The organism is Paractinoplanes pyxinae, from assembly GCF_026626335.1.
Taxonomy (GTDB): Bacteria; Actinomycetota; Actinomycetes; order Mycobacteriales; family Micromonosporaceae; genus Actinoplanes; species Actinoplanes pyxinae.
In genome coordinates this window covers 256,411-277,174 of sequence record NZ_JAPNTZ010000005.1, presented here as the reverse complement: position 1 = coordinate 277,174, position 20,764 = coordinate 256,411, and the positions used below count along the sequence as shown (strand labels likewise).

Sequence of the window (20,764 nt, the reverse complement as noted above, 5' to 3'; positions counted from 1 at the left end):
ACGACGTGCCGATCGGGACGCTGCGGGGGCGCCGCCGTGAGCTGGAAGAACTCGACCGGCTGATCACCGGGGTGCGCGGCGGGCGCAGCCGGGTGCTGGTGCTGCGGGGCGAGGCCGGGGCGGGCAAGACGGCGCTGCTCGACCACTTGTGCGCGGCCGCGCCGGGGCTGGTGGTGCGTGCGGCCGGCGTCGAGTCCGAGACCGAGATCGCGTACGCGGCGTTGCAGCAGCTCTGCTCGCCGCTGATGACCCATCTCGACCGGCTGCCCGAGCCGCAGCGTCAGGCGCTCGCGGTCGGCTTCGGGCTGGCCGCGGGCGACGCGCCGGACGCGCTTCTGGTCGGCCTGGCCGTGCTGAGGCTGCTGGCCGAAGCGGCCGAGGCGGGTGAACCGGTGATGTGCGTGGTCGACGACGCGCAGTGGCTCGACCGCATGTCCGAGGTGATCCTGACGTTCGTGGCCCGCCGCCTCGACGCCGAGCCGGTGGCGCTGGTCTTCGCCGCGCGCACCCCGGGCGACGAGAAGCTGCTGACCGGCCTGCCCGAGCTGCGGGTCGGCGGGCTGCCCGACGCCGACGCCCGCGCCCTGCTCGGGTCGGCGCTGCCCGGCCCGGTCGACGAGCGCGTCCTCGACCGGATCCTGGCCGAGACCCGCGGCAACCCCCTCGCGCTGCTGGAGCTGCCGCGCGATCTCACCCCGGCCGAGCTGGCCTTCGGCTTCGGCGGCCCCGGCGAGATCTCCCTGGCGAGCCGCCTCGAGCAGAGCTTCCAGCGCCGCATCGCCGACCTGCCGCCCGAGACGCGCACCTTGCTGGTGGCGGCCGCCCTGGAACCGGTGGGCGACGTGCCGCTGCTGTGGCGTGCCCTGGAACGCCTCGGAGTGCCGCCCGGCGCCGAAGCGCCGGCCGAGGCGGCCGGCCTGGTCGAGTTCGGCGCCCGGGTCCGGTTCCGGCATCCCCTCGTACGCTCGGCGAGCTGGCGGTCCACCGAGGCCGCCGCCCTGCGCACCGTGCACCGCGCGCTGGCCGACGTCATCGACCCGCACCAGGAGCCCGACCGTCGCGCCTGGCATCGCGCGCACGCCGCGGCCGGTCCCGACGAGGCGGTCGCGGGCGAGCTCGAACGCTCGGCCGGCCGGGCGCTGCGCCGGGGTGGACGGTCGGCGGCCGCCGCCTTCCTCGAACGTGCCGCCGAGCTCACCCCCGACCCCAAGCCGCGGGCCACCCGGGCCCTGGCCGCCGCCCAGGCCCACTTCCTGGCCGGCTCGCCCGCCCGTGTGCCCGATCTGCTGGCCGCGGCCGAGATCGGCCCGCTCGACCCGCTGGCCCAGGCCGGCGTGGAGCGGCTGCGGGCCCAGGCCGCGTTCTGGCTCAACCACGGCCGCGACGCCGCCCGCGCCCTGGTTGCCGCGGCCCGCCGCCTCGAAGAACTCGACCTACCGGCTGCCCGCGAGACGTACCTGTCGGCCCTGGGCGCCGCCCTGCACACCGGCCGCCTGGGCGAGGACGACGCCCGCGTGGTGGCCGAGGCGGCGCGGGCGGTGGAACCCGGCGACGACGCGGCCGGCCTGCTGCTCGCCGGGTTGATCACCTGGACGCTCGACGGCTACCAGGCCGCGGTCGGGCCGCTGACCAGGGCCTTGGCCGCGCTCGACGCCCGCGAGCACCTGAAGCTCATCTGGATCGGGGTGCCGGTCGCGCACGAGCTCTTCGACGACGAGGCCTGGAACCGGCTGACCGGGCAGGCGGCCACGTTTGCCCGCGACACCGGGGTGCTCTCGGTGCTGCCGTCGATGCTCACGTTCCGGGCGGGCGCGCTGGTGATCGCGGGCCGGCTGGCCGAGGCGTCCGAGCTGATCGGCGAGGCCGAGACGCTGGGCCGGGCCACCGGGCTGGTCACGCAGCCGTCGGCGTCGCTCAACCTGCTGGCCTACCGCGGGGCGGAGCGGCCGGCGCTCGACGTGATGGAACCGGCCGAGCGGGACGCCCGGACGCGCGAGGAGGGCCGGCTGCTGGCGCTGGCCGCGCACACCCGGGCCGTGCTCGGCAACGGGCTCGGCCGTTATCCGGAGGCGCTGGCCGCGGCCCGGCAGGCCGTCGCGTACGAGGACCTTGGCTTCTGGCACTGGGGAGTCCTCGAGCTGATCGAGGCGGCCGCGCGGTCGGGCGCGACCGGCGAAGCCGCCGAGGCCGCCGAACAGCTGCGCCGGCGGACGAGTGCGGCCGGGACGAAATGGGCGGTGGGTGCTCAGGCGCTGGCCGACGCGCTGGCCGGGCCGGCCACGCGTACGGAGGAGCAGTTTCGCGCAGCGATCGAGGTGTTGCCGGCGGATCACCTCGGCATGGTGGTGGCTCGCACCCGGCTGCTTTTCGGTGAGTGGCTGCGCCGCGAGAACCGGCGCGCCGAGGCGAGGAACGAACTGCGGATCGCGTACGAGGCCTTCGCGGGCATGGGCGCGGCGGGCTTCGCCGAACGGGCCGGGCGCGAGCTGACGGCGACCGGCGAGACCGTCCGCAAGCGGGGCGCGGCCGCTCGCGAGGAGCTGACCCCGCAGGAGTCGCAGATCGCGCGGCTGGCCGTGGCCGGTCGCACCAACCCGGAGATCGGCGCGGCGCTGTTCCTGAGCCCGCGCACCGTGGAATGGCACCTGCGCAAGGTCTTCGCCAAGCTGGGCGTGACGTCGCGCCGCGAGCTGGCCGGTGCGCTCTGACGCTCCATCAAACCGCCCTGTACGAGGTCATCCGCGAAGTGGCGGACCGGCTCGGCCTGCCCGTGCCGAAGCGGATCGCGCTCGGGCCGGATGCCCAGGTGCGTGCCCGGGTCACGCTGCGCGGGACCGAGCTGCTGGTCGGCTTTCCGGCCGTACGGGTTCTCGACCGGGCCGAATTGGCGGTGCTCATCGCCCACGAGCTCGCGGGCGTCGCGGCCGCGCCCGGCCTGCTGGCCAACGCCCGCTATCGGGCCTGGTCGCGCGCGATGGACGCGGTGGCGCCGTACGACGATGACGAACAGCCACCCCGGGTGGCCGCGGCCCTCGTGCGCCGGCTGCGCGCCCGGGACGCTCCCGTCGAGGTCAGCACTGCCGCCGCCTTCGCCTTCGTCCGGCTCAGCCGCGCCGACGGTGACTTCCTCGAGTACAGCTCCATGCTGGAGGATGCGCTGACCCGCTTCGGCGGCCTGCGCTACCGCATCACCGACCTGCACGAGGCCTGGCCGGCGGCCGTCGACGACGAGCCGGTCGACCCCGACGAGGCGGCGGAAGTCGCCCGCCGTCACCCGAGCCTGGCCGCGGTGGCCGCCGAGATCGCGGGCCGGCCGATGCCGCCGGCCGACCCGGTGCCGCTCGAGCCGCTGAGCCGGCGCCGGCAGCGGCAACTGTCGGCGCAGGTGCTCTCGACCACCGGTCGCGTGCCGTGGCGGACGCTGGCCGCCGTCCCGCCGAAGTTCTGGCAGCGCGCCGCCGCGCGGGAGGTTCGTCCGTTGCAGCAGGCGATCGCCCACGTGCTCGGTCGTCCGGCCCACGACCCGGGCGAGGCGGCCGACGTGATCCGCGTCCGCCCGGCCGAGGTGGCCGCCTGCCCGCCCGAGGACCTGGAGACGGCCGTGTTCCAGGCGCACGCGTGGCTCGTGCTGGCCGACGCCACCCTGCTGGCCGGGGACGCCGGCTGGATCCGGGCCCACCCCGCGGTCACCGGCGTGCTGGTCGACGCGGCCGGCTCCCGGCTCGATCTGCCCGAGCTGACGGCGAAAGCCACGACCGACCCCTTCGCGTACGCGCGACTGCGCTCCCTGCTGGTTCGATAGCGCCCGCTACGCTGGCCAGCGCCGGGCGAACGAGAGCGGGGAAGCACATGCACGACGACCTGTTCCGCCCGACCATCCGGGAGCAGCCGCCGCCGGGCAAGCCGCCGTGGCGGCCCGAGTCGATCGTCTACCCCGCCTTCTTCGGCGGCCCGCTCGCCGCGGCCACGCTCGGCCTGCTCAACGGTCATCGGCTGGCCCTGCCGGCCGGGCAGTTGGCGGCCATCGCGGGCGCCGGCGTGGCCGGCGTCGCCGCTCGGATCACGGTGGGCGCCTTCACCGAGGGCAATTCCCCGGTACGGCTGGCCGGCACCGTCTGCGGCCTGCTGGTCTGGCTGGTCGTGCTTTCCCTGCAGCGCCGCCCGTTCCGCGTGGCCACCCTGCGCGGGCACGGCCCGGCCCGCCTGATCGGCCCGGGCTTGCTGGCCGCGATCGTGTGCGGTTTGTTCGAGGCCCTGCTGATCGTGGTGCTGGTGCGATGAACGCGACCCTGCACCACGCCCAGGCGCTGCTGGCGACCGGCCGCCCCGAGCAGGCCCTGACCGAGCTGTCGAGGCTGCCGGCCAACGAGGTCACCGGCTCGTTCGCGATGCAGCTGCGGTGTGCCGCGCTCAGCCGGCTCGACCGCTGGGCGGAGGTGGGCGACGCCGCCCGGGCCGGGCTGGCCGCCAACGGCCCCGACCCCGGCCTGCTGCTGTGGCTGGGCCGGTCCGAGCACGAGGCCGGGCGCGACCCGCAGGCCGAGCGCGCCCTGCTCGACGGGCTGGCGATGGCGCCCGAGGACGTCGACCTGTTGTGCGCCTACGCCGACCTGTGCGCCGCCGCCGGACAGCTCGACAAGGCCGGCAAGCTGGTGGATCTGGCCGCCGCCCGGGCGCCGCAGGCCCCGGTGGTCTACGCGACCCGCATCCAGCTGGCCCACGCCCGCGGCGACGACCGCGAGGCGCAGCGGATCAGCCGCGAGTTCGTCGGCGCCCACCCCGAGAACCCGGTGGCGCACGCGCTGCTCGGCGGCACGAGCGCCGCCCGTGGGCACGTCGACGCCGCGTACGAAGGCTTCCGCCAGGCCGCCGCGGCCCGCCCCACCGAGCAGCTGTTCGCCGAGTCGGCGATGGAGCTGCGCGTCGCCCGGCACCCGTTGATGCGGCCGCTGCGCCCGATCCTTCGGTTCGGGGCCCTCAAGACCTGGCTGGTCGCGGTCGCGCTGATCATCGGTCTGCGCGCGATCGGCCTGCCCGTGCTGGGCGGCCTGCTGGGCTTCGTCTGGCTGGCCTACTGCGTGTACTCGTGGGTCGTGCCGCCGCTGGTCCGCAAATGGGTCATGCGTTCCTGGCGCTGAAGTGATCAGGGCCCGCCGACCCGCGACAACCGGCGACCGGAGAGGCACAGTAGGGGTGTGATTCCCGAGGGCGGCTCCGGGCCGGTCGTGGTGGCGCTGGTCGCGTCGGCCGGTGGGCTCGGCGCGGTGACCTCGGTGCTCAAAGAGTTTCCGGGCGACCTGACGGCGGCCGTGGTCGTGGCCCAGCATCTGGGCAGCCACGGCAGCGCGCTGGTCGACATCCTGGGCCGCCGGTCGGCCCTGCCGGTCGCCTGGGCCACCGAGGGCGCCCTGCTCATCCCGGGCCGTGTGCTCGTCGCCCCGCCGCTGACCGCCCTCGAGGTGATGCCCGACGGCACCGTGTCGCTCAGCGAGGCGGTCAACACGACCGGAAGCGGCTCGCTCGACCTGCTGCTGCGCTCGCTGGCCGACTCGTTCGGGCCGGACGCGGCCGCGGCCGTGCTTTCCGGGATGGGCCGCGACGGCGCCGCCGGCGCGCGGGCGTTGAAGGAGGCGGGCGGCACTGTCGTCGCCCAGAGCGAGGATTCGGCCGAGCACCCCAGCATGCCGCGGGCCGCCGTCGACAGCGGCGCCGTCGACCTGGTGCTCGACCTGCGCGACATCGGCCCGGTGCTGATGGACGTGCTGCGCGGCGGCGAGCTGCCCGGCCGCCGGGACGACCGGACCACGGCCGAGCGGACCTTCGCCGGGCCGGGCGAGGTGGCCTCGCTGATGCGGGAGCTCGACTGGCGGCGCACCCGGCTCGGCCCGGTCGGCGGGTGGCCGGCCGCCCTGGTCTCGGTGGTGCAGACCGTGCTGGAGAGCCCCGTCGCCATGTGCGTGCTGTGGGGGCCCGAGCACCTGCAGCTCTACAACGACGCCTACCGCACGGTGATGGGCGCCAAGCACCCGGCCGGGCTGGGCCGGGCCAACCAGGAGTGCTGGCCCGAGGTGTGGCACCTCAACGAGCCGCTGTACGCCCGGGTGCGGGCCGGTGAGGCGGTGTCGCTGACCGACGCGCTCTATCCGATCACCCGGCACGGCGACCTCGAGGATGCGTGGTTCGACCTGGCGTTCAGCCCGATCCGCGCGCCCGGCGGCGAAGTGGAGGGCATCCTCGCCACGGTTATCGAGAAGACCGCCGAGGTGCTGAGCAGCCGGCGGCTGCGGTTGCTCAACCGGCTCGCGACCGGCCCGGCCGGGGCGGGCACCCGCCGGACCAGCCTGGAGCGGTCGCTCGCGGCCCTCGGCGGCGGCGACCAGGACGTGCCGTTCGCCCTGGCCTATCTGGTCGACAAGACCCGCGGCAGCGCCGAGCTGATCGCCGCGGCCGGGGTGGGCGCGGGCGGCCCGATGGCGCCGCACACGATCTCGCTGCTCGACAACGCGGCGGCCTGGCCGGTCGGCCGGGTGACCCGCACCGGCGAACCGGCCACCGTGGACCGGCTCGACGAGACGTTCCGCGGCGTCACCACGGGCCGCAGCGCCCTGGTCTTCCCGCTGCGCGAGCACCACGACGCCGGCACCACCACCGGCGGCGTGCTCGTCCTCGGGGTGAATCCGCGGCTGTCGCTGGACACCGGCTACCGCGAGCTGCTGGAACTGGTGGCCGTGCAGGTCGCGGCCTCGCTGGCCGAGGCGACCGGCCGGCAACGCCAGCGCGAGCGCATCGACCGGCTGGCCGAGCTCGACCGGGTGAAGACCGAGTTCCTGTCGAACATCAGCCACGAGCTGCGCACCCCGCTCACGTTGCTGCTGGCGCCGCTGGAAGAGCTCGGGGGAGCGGAGAACGAGCTCTCCGAGCGGCTGCGGGCCGAGGTGGCGGTGGCCGCCCGCAACGCGCGGCGGCTGCTGGTCATGGTCGAGAGCCTGCTCGACTTCTCGCAGATCGAGGCCGGGCGGCTGCGGGTGCGCCCGGAACCGGTGGACCTGGCCGCGCTCACCGTCGACGTGACCAGCGCCTTCCGCGGCGCCGCGCAGCAGATGGGCATCGAGCTGCGGGTCACGTGCCCGCCGCTGAGCGCGCCGGTGATGCTCGACCCGCTGATCTGGGAGAAGGTTGTCGCCAACCTGCTCTCCAACGCGCTCAAGTTCACCTTCGAGGGCGCGATCACCGTCGAGCTGCGGGAAAGGCCCAAGCACGCCGAGCTGATCGTGACCGACACCGGCGTGGGCATCCCGGCCGACCAGTTGCCGCGCATCTTCCAGCGCTTCCACCGGGTGCCCGACGTGAAGGCGCGTAACCACGAGGGCGCCGGGATCGGCCTGGCCCTGGTCGACCAGCTGGTGCGGCAGAACCTGGGGCGCGTACGGGCGCAGAGCGAGCCCGGCCACGGCAGCCGCTTCACGGTCTGGCTGCCCAAGAAGCCCGCGGCCCCGGACGACAAGCCCGCCACCGGCGTGGACCACCCGGTGGCGTCCGCGCTGGCCGAGGTGGCGCGGTTCTGGGACGCGCCGGCCGGCCCGGCGGCCGAGGCCCCCGGCCCGTCGTCCCGCGCCCGGGTGCTGGTGGTCGACGACAACGCCGACATGCGCGCCTATCTGACCCGGCTCTTGTCGTTCGCCTGGGACGTCGAGGCGGTCGGCACGGGCGACCAGGCGAGGACGGCGGCCCGGCGGCACCCGCCCGACCTGGTGCTGACCGACGTCATGACGCCCAATGTGGACGGCCTGCAGCTGATTCGCCAGCTGCGGGCGGAGAGCGCCTTCCGCGGGATCCCGATGATCGCGCTGAGCGCCCGGGCCGGCGAGGAGGCGGCCGTCGAGGGCCTCGGCGCGGGGGCCAACGACTACCTGGTCAAGCCGTTCGCCGCCCGCGAGCTGCTGGCCCGGGTGGGCGCCCAGCTCGAGCTGGCCCGGGTGCGGCACGAGGCCGACCGGCGCTTCCGGGCGCTGGTCAGCGCCAGCTTCGACGTCGTCTACCGGATGAACCCGGACTGGTCGCAGATGCGGGCGCTGGACGGGCGGGGCTTCATCGCCGACACGGCCGAACCGAGCGGCACCTGGCTCGACACCTACATCGATCCGGCCGATCAGCCCGACGTGCTGGCCGCGATCGCCGAGGCGGTGCGCACCCGAAGCGTCTTCGAGCTGCGCCACCGCGTACGCCGGCCCGACGGCACCCTCGGCTGGACCCAGTCGCGGGCCGTCCCGCTGCTCACCGAGGACGGTGAGGTGATCGAGTGGGTCGGCACCGCGACCGAGCTGCCCGGCCCGGGCTGAGAGGACGCGCCCGCCGCGGGTCATCGGCAGGCCAGCTCGTCGAGGATGTCGACGGTGGCGGCCCAGCCGGCCTGGTTGGCCGCGTGCGACGTGGCGATCGAGCGCACGTCGAACTTGTTGCGCGGGGTCAGCCGGTCGGCCTCGGCGATCATCCGGTTCTGCAGGGGGAGCGGGATCATCCGGTCGCGGGTGTGCCGGATGAAGGTGCGCGGGATCGTGCCCCACGTGTCTTTGTGGCCGCGGGCGTCGGCCAGCGGCACCTGCGTCGACTCGTCGGGATGGGAGGCGTTGAGCATGGTCATGAACTCGGCCTCGGTGGCGTCGGCGCACAGCGCCTCTTTCATCTTGGCCAGCACGGCGGCGTCGTTCGTGCGGAAGTTGGTGCGGGTCGCGCCGATCACCGCCGCGTCGGCCAGCGAGGCGCCGCCCAGCTCGAGGATCAGCGTGCCGGCGGCCTCGGGGGTCTGCAGATAGTGGCCCATGGTCGGCAGGTCGACGCAGCAGAACGCGGAGCTGTAGACCAGCCGGTCGATCAGCCGCGGCACCGCGTTGGCGACCCGGCTGACCGTGGCGCCGCCCATGCTGCCGCCCCACAGGATCACCGGGCCGAGCCGGGCCGCCCGGCGGACCACGGCCACGGTGGCCTCGACGTAGTCGTCGAGGGTGATGCCGGCCATGGGGGACCGCTCGGTGGCCAGCGCGGCCAGGTTCTGCGGGGACTGGTAGGCCCGGCGGAACTGGCCCGAGGCGGGCCCGTGACCGGGCAGCTCGATCCCGACCGTGCGGTGGCCGCGCAGGGTGAGCTCGGCGTCGCCGCTGGGCGAGCCGTTCGCGCCGGTCACCAGCACGATGGTGGTGACCTCACGGTGGTGGCGCTCGGAGACGGGCCTGGCCTGGGCGGCCGCGGCCGGCGTGGTGATCATCGCCGCGGCGCTGGCCGCCGCACCCAGGAGCCCGCGCCTTGTCATCGTCGTCATGGCCTTCTCCCTTCGCTGTTTGTCGACTCCCATTCAGCCCGAGGGGGACCGGTCGGCGGCAGCGGAGAAAGTAGGTGACGGGCACCTACTTTGGTAGGGTCCGCCCCCGGCTCGGCCCCGGTAGCGTCGGGCCCATGAAGCGGCGTGACGTGCTGGTCGACGGCGTGCTGCTGACCGCGCTGGTCGCGGCGGCGGCGCTCGGCGGCGTGCTCGCCGTGCTCAGCATCGGCTCCACCACCGGCCTCGCGTACGTGTGGGTCTTCGTCGCCCTTCAGGTCTGCACCTCGGTCGTCGTGCTCGTGCGGCGGCTCCGGCCCACGGCCGCCGCCCTCGCAATCGTGCTGTCGGCGATAGCGCAGACAGCGGTGGCATTCGCTGCCCCGCTGCCGGTGGCCGAGGCGCTGCTCTCGGTCAGCCCGTGGATCCCGATCGCCCTGTCCGTCGTGGTCGAGAACATCACCGAGCGCGACGTGCCGCCGGCGTGGACGGCCGCCATCTGGTCGTTGATCGCGCTGCTGACCGTGCTCAGCGTCCGGCCCTGGGCTCCGACGACCAGCTTTGTCGTCAACGGGCTGCTGCACAGCGCGGTGGCGCCACTGTTCGCCCTCTACCTGGCCGCTCGCCGCCGCAAGATGGCGCTGCTGGGCGAGCGCGCCGAGCGGGCCGAACGCGAGCAGTGGTTCCGGGCCGAGCAGGCGCGGGCCGAGGAACGCGCACGCCTGGCGGCCGAGCTGCACGATCTGGTCGCGCACCGCGTCACCCTGATGACTCTGCAGGCCGGCGCGCTGTCGGTGCGGGCCCCCGACGACGAAACCCGTGACGCCGCGGAAGAGCTGCGGGCGCACGGCGCTCTGGCCCTCGACGAGCTGCGCGAGCTGGTCGGCGTGCTGCGCCGGGGTGGCCGCCCGGCCGAGGCCCCGCTCGACGAGGGGCCCGAGCCGCAGCTGGCCGAGCTGGTCGACGAGGCGGGCCGGGCCGGGCAGCGGGTCGAGCTCGTGCTGGCGGGCGAGCCGTCGGGCCTGTCCCGGGTGACCGGCCGCACGGCCTACCGGGTGGTGCGCGAGGCCCTGACCAACGCGCGCAAGCACGCCGGCGGGGCAGCGGTCCGGGTCGACGCGCAGTATTTTCCCGAGCAGGTGCGCATCATCGTCCACAACGGCGCCGGGCGCGCGTCGCAGTCCGCCCGGGGCAACGGCGCCGGGCTGGCCGGCCTGCGCGAACGGGTCGAGTCGATCGGCGGCACCCTGCGGGTCGGGCCCGACGGCGCGGGCGGCTTCCGGCTCGAGACAGTGATGCCGGCGAAGGTCAGGGGAGGGCCTTGAGCAGTCTCCGGGTGCTCATCGTGGACGACGAGCCGCTGGTGTGCCGGCACCTCGCGACGATCCTGTCGGCCGCGCCCGGCATCGAGGTGGTCGGCACGGCGTCGGACGGCGCCGAGGCGGCCGAGGCGGTCGTGCGGCAGACGCCCGATCTCGTCCTCATGGATCTGCGCATGCCGGGTGTCGACGGGCTTGCCGCCACCCGACGCATCCGGGCGCTGCCGCGGCCGCCGGTGGTGCTCGTGCTGACGACTTTCGACGCCGACGGGTACGTGATCCGCGCGCTGCAGGCCGGGGCCGCGGGCTATCTGGTCAAGTCGACGCCGCCGGCCGAGCTGATCGACCTGATCCGGGTGGCCGCGCAGGGGCACACGGTTCTCTCCCCGGTGGCGAAGGACGGTCTGGTGGCCGCCTCGGCCACGGCCCACGAGGAACGCGAGGCGGCCCTGGCCCGGGTGGCCGAGCTGACCGACCGCGAGCGGGACGTGCTCACCGCGATCGGCGACGGCTTGCCCAACGCCGAGATCGCGCGCCGCCTGTTCCTCACCGAGGCGACGGTCAAGGGCTACGTGTCGCACCTGTTCGAGAAGCTGGGCTGCGCCAACCGCACCCAGGCCGGGCTGCTGGCCCAGTCGGCCGGGCTGACCTCGAGCTGAGCGCGGCGGCCAGCGCCCCGCGGCGGCAATCAGCGGCAGCACCCGCCGGGAAGCATCCAGCGGCGATCAGCGGCAACACCCGCCGGAAAGCACTCAGCGGCAGCACCCAGCGGGGCCATCCTCCCCTTGATGGCCCCGACCGGGTCCTCTCTTCCGATGTCAGCGCCACAGGCCTAGGAATACCCGTAGTGAGACCTGTTAACGCTAACAGACATTGATGCACCTAAGCCAGAGCGGTGAGCAAATTGCTTGAGCGCGGCGCCGGTCAGCGGGTGGGCGGCGGGGCGACGCTGTCCCGCGTGACCAGGGTGGGGGCTATCGTGCGGCGGGCCGCCCCGTCGGGAGCGCCGGATTCGATCTGGGCCAGCAGCAGCTCGACGCCGGCCCGGGCCACCGCGTCGAAGTCGGGCCGGACCGTGGTCAGCGGGGGCGTGTAGTAGGCCGCCTGCGGCACGTCGTCGAAGCCGACGATGCTGATCTCTTCGGGCACCCGGCGGCCGTGCTCGCTCAGCGCCCTCAGCAGGCCCAGCGCAATGTGATCGTTCGCCGTGAAGACGGCCGTCACCTCGGGCAGGCGGGCCAGCAGCTTCCCGTTCTTGTAGCCCGACTCGGCGCTCCAGTCGCCCGTCAGCAGGGGCGGTTGCTCGGCCCCGGCCGCCCGCAGTGCCTCTTCCCAGCCGTGCACCCGGCCCGCGGCGTCGAACCAGTCGGCCGGGCCGGAGATGTGCCAGACGGTGGAGTGGCCGGCCGCCAGCAGATGCTCGGTGGCCGCGCGGGCGCCCGCCACCTGGTCGACCGTGACCAGCGTGCTGGCCCGCTCGGGGTCGCCGTCGATCGTGACCAGAGGAACGTCCTCGGGGAGGCGGGCCAGGGCCGGTCCGGCGCCGGCCACGGGCGCGATGACCACCAGGCCGGCCACCCGCTGGTCGAGGTGACGCTCGACGGCGTCGGCGATCGAGCGCTCGTTGAGGCTGCGGACGCTGCCCACGTTGACTGCGAAACCGCTCTCCTGAGCGGCCTGCTCGAAGGCCGTCAGCATCGACGCCGGGCCGTACAGCGCGGTGTTGGGCGCGACGACCCCAATCACCTTCGACGTGCCGGTGACCAGAGCCCGGGCCGTGCGGTTGGGGCGGTAGCCGAGTTCGGCGATGGCGGCGCGCACCTTGAGGCGGGTCGGCTCGCTGACGTTGGGGTGCTCGTTGAGCACCCGGGACACGGTCTGGTGCGACACCCCTGCCAGCCGGGCGACGTCCATCATGCCCGGCGGCCGTCCGCGTTTGACGCTCACCCGCACCCCGATCCACTGGTTGCGGGCAGGATATCCCCTTGCCGCCCACCTCGTTGACGTGCGGGTACGCCGCGCCGCCGAAATCACAGGCGGCCGACCGGCGGGAGCGTTCCCAGGCGAACTAAGGCTTGATACAAGTGCGGCCAAAGGGATCGCCGCGAGGGTCGAGGCATCCGGACGTCAGAGAGCTAGCGGGGACCGCTGCTCGTGCGGATCACGAGTTCGGGCGTCAGCAGAACCCGGTGCGGCGGCGGGGGATCGGTGGCCGGAGCGGTCGTCATGTGTTCCAGCAGCAGAGCCAGGCTGCGTCGCCCGAGCTCGCCGAAATCCTGATGGACCGTGGTCAGGGGCGGCACGAAGAAGCCCGAGTCCGGCATGTCGTCGAAGCCGACCACGCTCACGTCCTGCGGCACCCGCTTGCCCGCCTCGTGCAGCGCCCGCAACACGCCCAATGCGATCCGGTCATTGGAGCAGAAGATCGCGGTCACGTTCGGATCGTCGGCCATCGCCCGGCCCTGTGCGTAGCCCGATTCGGCGTCCCACCAGCCGTGCTCGACCCTCGGCACCACCGCGCCCGCCGCGTACAGGGTGCGGCGCCAGCCCTCGATGCGCTCGGCCGACTCGGGCCAGTCGGCCGGGCCGGCCGCGTGGTGCACCGTGGCGTGACCCAGGTCGAGCAGGTGCTGGGTGGCCAGGCGGGCGCCGGCCGCGTTGTCGATCGAGACCGTGGGCGCGGCGTCCGACTCGCCCGACCCGCCCACGGCCACGCACTGCAGCGACGGCGGGGCCTGGGCCAGGGCGTGGGTCACCGACTGCTTGGGGGCGATGGCGATCACGCCGTCCACCGAGTGCTGGGTCAGCCGGTCGACCGCCTCGAGCACCTGGCGGCGGTCGAGGTCGCGCACCGACGCGATGCTCACCATGTAGCCGGCGTCCCGGGCCGCGCTCTCGATGCCGTACAACATGGACGCGGGACCGAACAACGTGGTCTCGAAACCGATGATGCCCAGCGTGTCGGACTGCCGCGTGACCAGCGTGCGGGCGGCCAGGTTGCGGCGGTAATTGAGCGAGCGCATGGCGTCGAGCACCCGCTCGCGGGTCTCGGCGCGCACGTTGGGGTGGTTGTTGAGCACTCGCGACACCGTCTGGTGCGAGACGCCGGCGAGCTTGGCGACGTCGCGCATCACGGTCAGGCGGGGCCGGACCGTCGCGGCCGGAACGCCGTCGGCTGCGGGCTTTCTGGATGCCAAGTGGTACCCCCGAGTCCGCGGTGACTATGCCCGATGTGAGCGCGCACAGTGTACGGCTGAAGCGAGCCGTGTCCATCGATCTCACCGGGGTCTTGCTGCACCGGGCGGGAATCGGCAATCCGTCGGTAACAAACCGGTGTTGAGGCCTTGACTCGCGTGATGAGAACGGTAACACTTCCGGAACGCGAGTCCTGAGGGTGACGCCCCCGCGACTCGCCGCAACGGCACACTTCAACCGCCGGTCGCCCGTCGTCCCCGCGAGGCGCCGGAACTTTGCTCTGTGAACGTTAACAGGCGCGCCTTCACATCAGGAGGATCCAGTGCTCAGAAGACTTTCCATCGCGGTGGCCGGCGGGCTCCTGCTCGCCTCGGCCGTCGCGGGGTGCGGTGACAGCAGCGACAGTGGCTCCGGCGACGGCGGAGGCGGCGGCGACAAGATCACGCTCGGCTTCTCGCAGGTCGGCGCCGAGAGCGGCTGGCGTACGGCCAACACCAAGTCGATCCAGGAGTCGGCCCAGTCCTCGGGCATCGACCTCAAGTTCTCCGACGCCCAGGGCAAGCAGGAGAACCAGATCAAGGCCATCCGCAACTTCATCACCCAGCGGGTCGACGTCATCGCCTTCTCGCCGGTGGTCGAGAGCGGCTGGGGCACCGTGCTCAAGGAGGCCAAGGACGCCGGCATCCCGGTGATCCTGACCGACCGCGCGATCGACGACCCGGACACCTCGCTCTACAAGACCTTCATCGGCTCGGACTTCGTCGAGGAGGGCAAGAAGGCCGGCGACTGGCTGGTCAAGGAGTACGAGGGCAAGAGCGACCCGGTCAACATCGTCGAGCTGCAGGGCTCGCCGGGCGCCGCGCCGGCCAACGACCGCAAGTCGGGTTTCGCCGACGTCATCAAGAACGAGACCAAGTTCAAGGTCGTCGCCTCGCAGACCGGCCAGTTCACGCGGACCGACGGCAAGGCCGTGATGGAGACCTTCCTCAAGTCGCAGCCCAAGATCGACGTGCTCTACGCGCACAACGACGACATGGGCCTGGGCGCCATCGAGGCGATCGAGGCGGCCGGCAAGAAGCCCGGCACCGACATCAAGATCATTACGGTCGACGCGGTCAAGGACGGCATGACGGCGCTGTCCGAAGGCAAGATCAACTTCATCGTGGAGTGCAGCCCGCTGCTCGGGCCACAGCTGATGGACCTGGTCAAGAAGGCCAAGGCCGGCGAGACGATCCCGCAGCGCGTGCTCACCGAGGAGGGGACCTTCACCCCGGAGCAGGCCAAGGAAGCTCTCCCGTCCCGCAAGTACTGAGTCACCGGCCGGTGGGCCGCCCCTCGGGGCGGCCCACCGCTGAACGGAGCCCGCATGGCCGAGCAGTTGAAGATGACCGGCATCAAGAAAGTCTTCCCCGGCGTCGTCGCCCTCGACGACGTCGACTTCCGGCTGTTGCCCGGCGAGATCCACGCGCTGATGGGTGAGAACGGCGCCGGCAAGTCGACGCTGATCAAGGTGCTGACCGGCGTGTACGACATCGACGGCGGCGACATCGAGCTGGCCGGGCAGAAGGTGCGGTTCACCGGGCCGCTGCAGGCCCAGCAGGCCGGCATCAGCACCGTCTACCAAGAGGTCAACCTCTGCCCCAACCTCTCGGTGGCCGAGAACATCTTCATCGGCCGCGAACCGCGCAAGTTCGGCCGCATCCAATGGTCCGAGATGCGCAAGCGCGCGCAGGTCAGCCTGGCCCGGCTCGACCTCGACATCGACGTCTCGGCCCAGCTCGACAGCTACTCGCTCGCCATCCAGCAGATGGTCGCGATCGCCCGCGCGACCGACGTGGGCACGACCAAGGTGCTGATCCTCGACGAGCCGACCTCCAGCCTGGACGCCTCCGAGGTCGAGCAGCTGTTCACGATCATGCGGCGGCTGCGCGACGAAGGGGTGGCAATCCTTTTCGTGAGCCACTTCCTCGACCAGGTCTACGAGATCGCCGACCGGATGACCGTGCTGCGCAACGGCCGGCTCATCGGCGAGTACCGCACCGCCGAGCTGCCCCAGATGCAGCTGGTCAGCAAGATGATCGGCAAGGAGCTGGAGGCGCTCGAGCAGATCGAGGAGCACGCTCGCGAGGCGACGGTGACCGAGCGCGGCACGCCGATCGTCGACGCGCGTGAACTCGGCCGCACCGGCGCGATCGCGCCGTTCGACCTGACCATCCACGCCGGCGAGGTGGTCGGCCTGGCTGGATTGCTGGGATCCGGGCGTACGGAATTGGCGCGTCTGCTGTTCGGGGCCGACCGGCCCGACCACGGGGCGCTGCTGATCGACGGCAAGCCGCACACGGTCAAGGCGCCGCGGGAGGCGATGGCCGAGGGGATCGCCTTCTCGTCGGAGAACCGGCGCACCGAGGGAATCATCGGCGAATTGACCGTACGGGAAAACATGATCCTGGCCATGCAGGCCGCACGCGGCTGGACCCGGCCGATCCCGCGCCGCAAGCAGGACGAGCTGGTCGACCGGTACGTCAAGGCGCTGCAGATCCGCCCGGCCGACCCGGAACGGCTGGTCCGCGACCTGTCCGGCGGCAACCAGCAGAAGGTGCTGCTGGCCCGCTGGCTGATCACCGAGCCCCGGCTGCTGATCATCGACGAGCCCACCCGCGGCATCGACGTCGGGGCCAAGGCCGAGATCCAGCGGCTGGTGGCGCAACTCGCCGACGGCGGCATGGCCGTCCTGTTCGTCAGCGCCGAGCTCGAGGAGGTGCTGCGGCTCAGCCACAAGATCGAGGTGCTGCGGGACCGGCGGCTCGTCGAGGAGCTCGAGAACGGCGACGACGTTGACGCCGACCGCATCATGCAGACCATCGCCGGTGGAGCCACGACATGACCAACCTGGTAAGACATCGCCTGTTCTGGCCCACCGTCGTGCTGGTGGTGCTGCTGGTCAGCAACCTGATCTTCTCGGACAACTTCTTCCGGATCACTCTGCAGGACGGGCACCTCTACGGCTCGCTGATCGACATCCTGCGCCGCAGCGCCCCGCTCGTGCTGGTGGCGCTGGGCATGACGCTGGTCATCTCGACCGGCGGCATCGACCTCTCGGTGGGGTCGGTCATGGCCATCTCGGGCGCGCTGGCCTGCCTGCTGATCGGCGACCTGAGCAACCCGGACGCGGTCGGGCCGGTGCTGCTGGTGATCGGCGCGGCCATCGCGCTGTGCCTGGTCTTCGGTCTGTGGAACGGGTTCCTGGTGGCCGTGCTGGGCATCCAGCCGATCATCGCGACGCTGATCCTCATGGTGGCCGGGCGCGGCGTGGCCCAGCTGATCACCGACGGGCAGATCCTCAACGTGCACTCGGCGCCGTACCGGGTGATCGGGGCCGGCTACTTCCTGGGCGTCCCGGTCTCGTTCCTCATCGCTGCGGTTGCGGTCGGCCTGACTGTCGCGCTCACCCGGCGTACGGCGTTGGGGTTGCTCTTGGAATCGGTCGGCGGCAGTCCGACTGCCTCGAGACTGGCGGGCATCCGGGCGCGGCGAATCACGATCATGGTGTACGTGTTCGCGGCAGCGTTCGCGGGCGTGGCGGGCCTGATCTACAGCTCCGACGTGTCCAGCGCGGACAGCAACGCGGCCGGCAACCTGATCGAGCTGAACGCCATCCTGGCCGTCGTCCTCGGCGGGACGGCGCTCACCGGCGGCCGGTTCTCGATCGCGGGCAGCGTGCTGGGCGCGGTCATCATCACCACGCTCGACATCACGGCGGTCAGCGTGGGCGTGCCGGTCGAGACAACGCTCCTGTTCAAGGCGGTCGTCGTGATCATCCTGTGTCTGGCCCAGTCGGCCACGTTCCGGGCCAAGGTGTTCGGCCGGTTCGGCTCCGGCTCCCGGTCCGGCTCTCCGCGGGCGGAGGTGGCGGCATGACCGTCGTGACCACTCCACCGACACCCCAGCGGAACCGCTCGCTTCTGGGCGGGCGGCGCGTCTACCGGCCCAACACCAAGCACATCCCGGTGCTGGCCACGCTGGCCCTGCTTATCGTCATGTACTCGATCGGCGTCTACAACTACGACAGCTTCGGCGACACCCAGGTCTTCCTGAACATCTTCGTCGACAACGCGTTCCTGCTGGTCGTGGCCGTCGGCATGACGTTCGTGATCCTGACCGGCGGCATCGACCTGTCGGTCGGCGCGGTGATCGCCCTGACCACCACCGTGGCCGCCACCCTGCTGACCGCGGGCTGGCCGGCCGGGGTGGTGCTGCCGCTGGTGCTGCTGATCGGCACGGTGCTCGGGCTCGGGATGGGCGCGGTCATCCACTTCTTCAAGGTGGAGCCGTTCATCGCCACGCTGGCCGGCATGTTCCTGGCCCGGGGCCTGGCGCTGCTCATCAACCGCAACTCCATCCCGATCACGAACGACTTCTGGACGCAGATGGCCCAGAAGAGGTTCCGGTTCGACGACGGGGTGTTCATCTCGCTCAACGTGGTGATCGCGGCCGTCGTCGTGCTGATCGCGGCGCTCGTGCTGGCCTGGACGCGGTTCGGGCGCAACGTGTACGCGATCGGCGGCAACGCGGACTCGGCGCTGCTCATGGGTCTGCCGGTGGGGCGTACGCGCATCGCCGTCTACACGTTGAGCGGGTTCTGCGCGTCGCTGGGCGGCGTGCTCTACAGCTTCTACACCTCGTCGGGATACAGCCTGCACGGGCAGGGCCTCGAGCTCGACGCGATCGCCGCCGTGGTCATCGGCGGGGTGCTGCTGACCGGCGGATCGGGCTACGTGCTGGGCACCGTGCTCGGCGTGCTGGTGCTCGGTCTCATCCAGACGATCATCACGTTCCAGGGCGACCTGAACTCGTGGTGGACGCGGATCGTCGTCGGGATCCTGCTCTTCGCGTTCATCGTCCTGCAGCGGCTCGTCACGAGAAAGGCCAAGTGAACATGTCCGCGTACACCATTGGCGTCGACTTCGGCACGCTGTCCGGCCGGGCCGTCGTCGTGCGGGTCAGCGACGGCGAAGAGGTCGGCGCGGCCGTGCACGAATACGAGCACGGAGTGATCGAACGGACGTTGCCGGCCACGGGGGAGAGGCTGCGTCCGGACTGGGCGCTGCAGGATCCGGCGGACTACGTCCAGGTGCTGAAGACGGCGGTGCCGCAGGCGGTGGCGGCGGCGGGCATCGACCCGGCCGACGTGATCGGCATCGCCACCGACTTCACGGCCTGCACGGTGCTGCCCACGCTGGCCGACGGCACGCCGCTGTGTCAGCTCTTCCCGTTCACGGGGAGGCCTCATGCGTACGCGAAGCTCTGGAAGCACCACGCGGCACAGCCGCAAGCCGATCGGATCAACGAGCTCGCGCACCGTCGCGGCGAACCGTGGATCGACCGGTACGGCGGCAAGATCTCGTCGGAGTGGCAGTTCGCCAAGGCGTTGCAGGTGCTCGAGGAGGACCCGGAGATCTACGGGCGCACCGAGCGCTGGATCGAGGCGGCCGACTGGATCATCTGGCAGCTCTGCGGTCAGGAGACGCGCAACGCGTGCACGGCCGGATACAAAGGCATTTACCAGGACGGTACGTATCCCGCGTCCTCGTTCCTGGCCGAGCTCAACCCGGCATTCGCCGACTTCGCCGAGACGCGCCTCGCGCACCCGATCTCGGCGCTGGGTGACCGCGCGGGCGGGCTGACGGCGCAGGCGGCCGGGTGGACGGGGCTGCCCGAAGGAATTGCGGTCGCCGTCGGCAATGTGGACGCGCACGTCACCTCGCCCGCGGCTCAGGCCGTGGCGCCGGGCCAGATGCTGCTGGTGATGGGGACGTCGACCTGCCACGTCATGAACTCGTCGTCGCGGGCCGCGGTGCCGGGCATCTGCGGGGTGGTCGACGGGGGGATCCTGGCCGGGCTGTACGGCTACGAGGCCGGCCAGAGCGGCGTCGGCGACATCTTCGGCTGGTATGTGGACAACGGGGTTCCGCCGTACGTGCATGAGGAAGCGCGATCGGCCGGCCTCAGCGTGCACGACCTGCTGTCCCGCCAGGCGGCCGCGCAGGCGGTCGGAGGGCACGGTCTGGTCGCGCTCGACTGGCAGAGCGGCAACCGCTCGGTGCTGGTCGACCACCACCTCTCGGGCGTGATCGCCGGCCTGACTTTGGCGACGCAACCGTTCGAGATCTACAAGGCCCTCATCGAGGCGACGGCCTTCGGCACCCGCAAGATCGTTGAAACGTTCGAGGCAGCCGGCGTGCCCGTGACCGAGTTCGTGGCGGCCGGCGGCCTCAAACGAAACCCCTTGGTCATGCAGATCTACGCCGACGTGCTGCGCCGGCCGATCAGCGTGGCCTCGTCGGAGCAGGCGCCCGCTCTGGGTTCCGCGATCCACGCCGCCGTGGCGGCCGGCGCCTACCCCGACGTGGCCACCGCAGCCGAGGCGATGGGCCGAGTCGAGAAAGACGTGTGGCAGCCGAATCTCGACGACGCCGCTGTCTACGACCGCCTCTACAACGAGTACACGCTCCTGCACGACTACTTCGGCCGAGGCGAGAACAAGGTCCTGCACCGCCTGCGAACAATCCGCGACGAAGCTTTCCGCTCAGACCGGCCCGCGCAACAACCGACGCCAAACGACGCCCAAGCGCCAACCCCGCGCACCGAACCGACCGAAAACCGCGCGACCGTGAGCGATCCCGCCGCCGAAGTGAGCGTTTCGCGCGCGAAGTTGAGCGAGTCAGCCGGGCAAGTGAGCGAGTTGCGCGCGGGAGTGAGCGATTCGGCCGACGGAGTGAGCGAGTTGCGCGCGGGAGTGAGCGATTCGACCGGCGGAGTGAGCGAGTCGCGCACTGGAGTGAGCGAACCGGGCGCTGCGGTGAGCGAAGCGCGCGCGGGAGTGAGCGAGTTGCGCGGTGGAGTGAGCGGGTCTGGTGTTCGGGAGGCGGGGGCGTGA

At 72.4% G+C, this 20,764-nt stretch carries 15 protein-coding genes; 12 read left to right on the top strand and 3 right to left on the bottom strand.

Annotated elements, in window-relative coordinates; all coding sequences use genetic code 11:
• The first annotated feature begins 5 nt into the window (after window positions 1–5).
• The 5 genes from OWR29_RS15610 to OWR29_RS15590 are packed head-to-tail and all read left to right on the top strand — an operon-like array spanning window position 6 to window position 8,339.
• A complete protein-coding gene (locus OWR29_RS15610) occupies window positions 6–2,708 on the top strand; it encodes an AAA family ATPase (protein ID WP_267563543.1) in 2,703 nt (900 codons plus the stop codon).
• Between the two features lie 38 nt (window positions 2,709–2,746).
• On the top strand, window positions 2,747–3,802 hold the full coding sequence (locus OWR29_RS15605; protein ID WP_267563542.1) for a M48 family metalloprotease: 1,056 nt from the start codon (window positions 2,747–2,749) through the stop codon (window positions 3,800–3,802).
• Window positions 3,803–3,849: 47 nt separating this feature from the next.
• Complete coding sequence (locus OWR29_RS15600; RefSeq protein ID WP_267563541.1) at window positions 3,850–4,281, top strand: hypothetical protein; 432 nt, start codon at window positions 3,850–3,852, stop codon at window positions 4,279–4,281.
• Complete coding sequence (locus OWR29_RS15595) at window positions 4,278–5,138, top strand: tetratricopeptide repeat protein (protein ID WP_267563540.1); 861 nt, start codon at window positions 4,278–4,280, stop codon at window positions 5,136–5,138. The genes OWR29_RS15600 and OWR29_RS15595 overlap by 4 nt, the downstream gene beginning before the upstream one ends.
• 57 nt (window positions 5,139–5,195) lie before the next feature.
• Entirely contained in the window at window positions 5,196–8,339 is a 3,144-nt protein-coding gene (locus OWR29_RS15590; RefSeq protein WP_267563539.1) for a chemotaxis protein CheB, read from the top strand.
• Between the two features lie 20 nt (window positions 8,340–8,359).
• Here the strand turns inward: OWR29_RS15590 and OWR29_RS15585 are convergent, their stop codons facing one another.
• Window positions 8,360–9,316, bottom strand: coding sequence for an alpha/beta hydrolase (locus OWR29_RS15585; RefSeq protein WP_267563538.1), 957 nt, complete (start codon window positions 9,314–9,316; stop codon window positions 8,360–8,362).
• A 134-nt stretch (window positions 9,317–9,450) separates the two neighbouring features.
• Between OWR29_RS15585 and OWR29_RS15580 the strand changes: the two genes are divergently transcribed.
• Together OWR29_RS15580 and OWR29_RS15575 are read left to right on the top strand one after the other, a co-directional pair.
• Entirely contained in the window at window positions 9,451–10,638 is a 1,188-nt protein-coding gene (locus OWR29_RS15580) for a sensor histidine kinase (RefSeq protein ID WP_267563537.1), read from the top strand.
• Entirely contained in the window at window positions 10,635–11,291 is a 657-nt protein-coding gene (locus tag OWR29_RS15575; protein WP_267563536.1) for a response regulator, read from the top strand. Before OWR29_RS15580 ends, OWR29_RS15575 begins: the two co-directional genes overlap by 4 nt.
• A 265-nt stretch (window positions 11,292–11,556) precedes the next feature.
• Here OWR29_RS15575 and OWR29_RS15570 read toward each other — a convergent pair whose 3' ends face one another.
• Window positions 11,557–12,549, bottom strand: coding sequence for a LacI family DNA-binding transcriptional regulator (locus tag OWR29_RS15570; protein ID WP_267563870.1), 993 nt, complete (start codon window positions 12,547–12,549; stop codon window positions 11,557–11,559).
• A gap of 218 nt (window positions 12,550–12,767) precedes the next feature.
• The gene (locus tag OWR29_RS15565) at window positions 12,768–13,763 is read right to left on the bottom strand and encodes a LacI family DNA-binding transcriptional regulator (protein ID WP_438872604.1); all 996 of its coding nucleotides are present in this window, start codon (window positions 13,761–13,763) and stop codon (window positions 12,768–12,770) included.
• 386 nt (window positions 13,764–14,149) lie between these two features.
• Between OWR29_RS15565 and OWR29_RS15560 the strand changes: the two genes are divergently transcribed.
• The 5 genes from OWR29_RS15560 to araB are packed head-to-tail and all read left to right on the top strand — an operon-like array spanning window position 14,150 to window position 20,764.
• Entirely contained in the window at window positions 14,150–15,139 is a 990-nt protein-coding gene (locus OWR29_RS15560) for an ABC transporter substrate-binding protein (protein ID WP_267563534.1), read from the top strand.
• A gap of 54 nt (window positions 15,140–15,193) precedes the next feature.
• Window positions 15,194–16,711 (top strand): sugar ABC transporter ATP-binding protein, encoded by a 1,518-nt coding sequence (locus OWR29_RS15555; RefSeq protein WP_267563533.1) that lies wholly within the window; start codon window positions 15,194–15,196, stop codon window positions 16,709–16,711.
• A complete protein-coding gene (locus tag OWR29_RS15550; RefSeq protein WP_267563532.1) occupies window positions 16,708–17,745 on the top strand; it encodes an ABC transporter permease in 1,038 nt (345 codons plus the stop codon). Before OWR29_RS15555 ends, OWR29_RS15550 begins: the two co-directional genes overlap by 4 nt.
• On the top strand, window positions 17,742–18,761 hold the full coding sequence (gene yjfF / locus OWR29_RS15545) for a galactofuranose ABC transporter, permease protein YjfF (RefSeq protein ID WP_267563531.1): 1,020 nt from the start codon (window positions 17,742–17,744) through the stop codon (window positions 18,759–18,761). The genes OWR29_RS15550 and yjfF overlap by 4 nt, the downstream gene beginning before the upstream one ends.
• 2 nt (window positions 18,762–18,763) lie before the next feature.
• Window positions 18,764–20,764 carry a ribulokinase gene (araB, locus tag OWR29_RS15540; protein ID WP_324291250.1) on the top strand — a complete coding sequence of 667 codons (2,001 nt, stop codon included), beginning with the start codon at window positions 18,764–18,766 and terminating at the stop codon, window positions 20,762–20,764.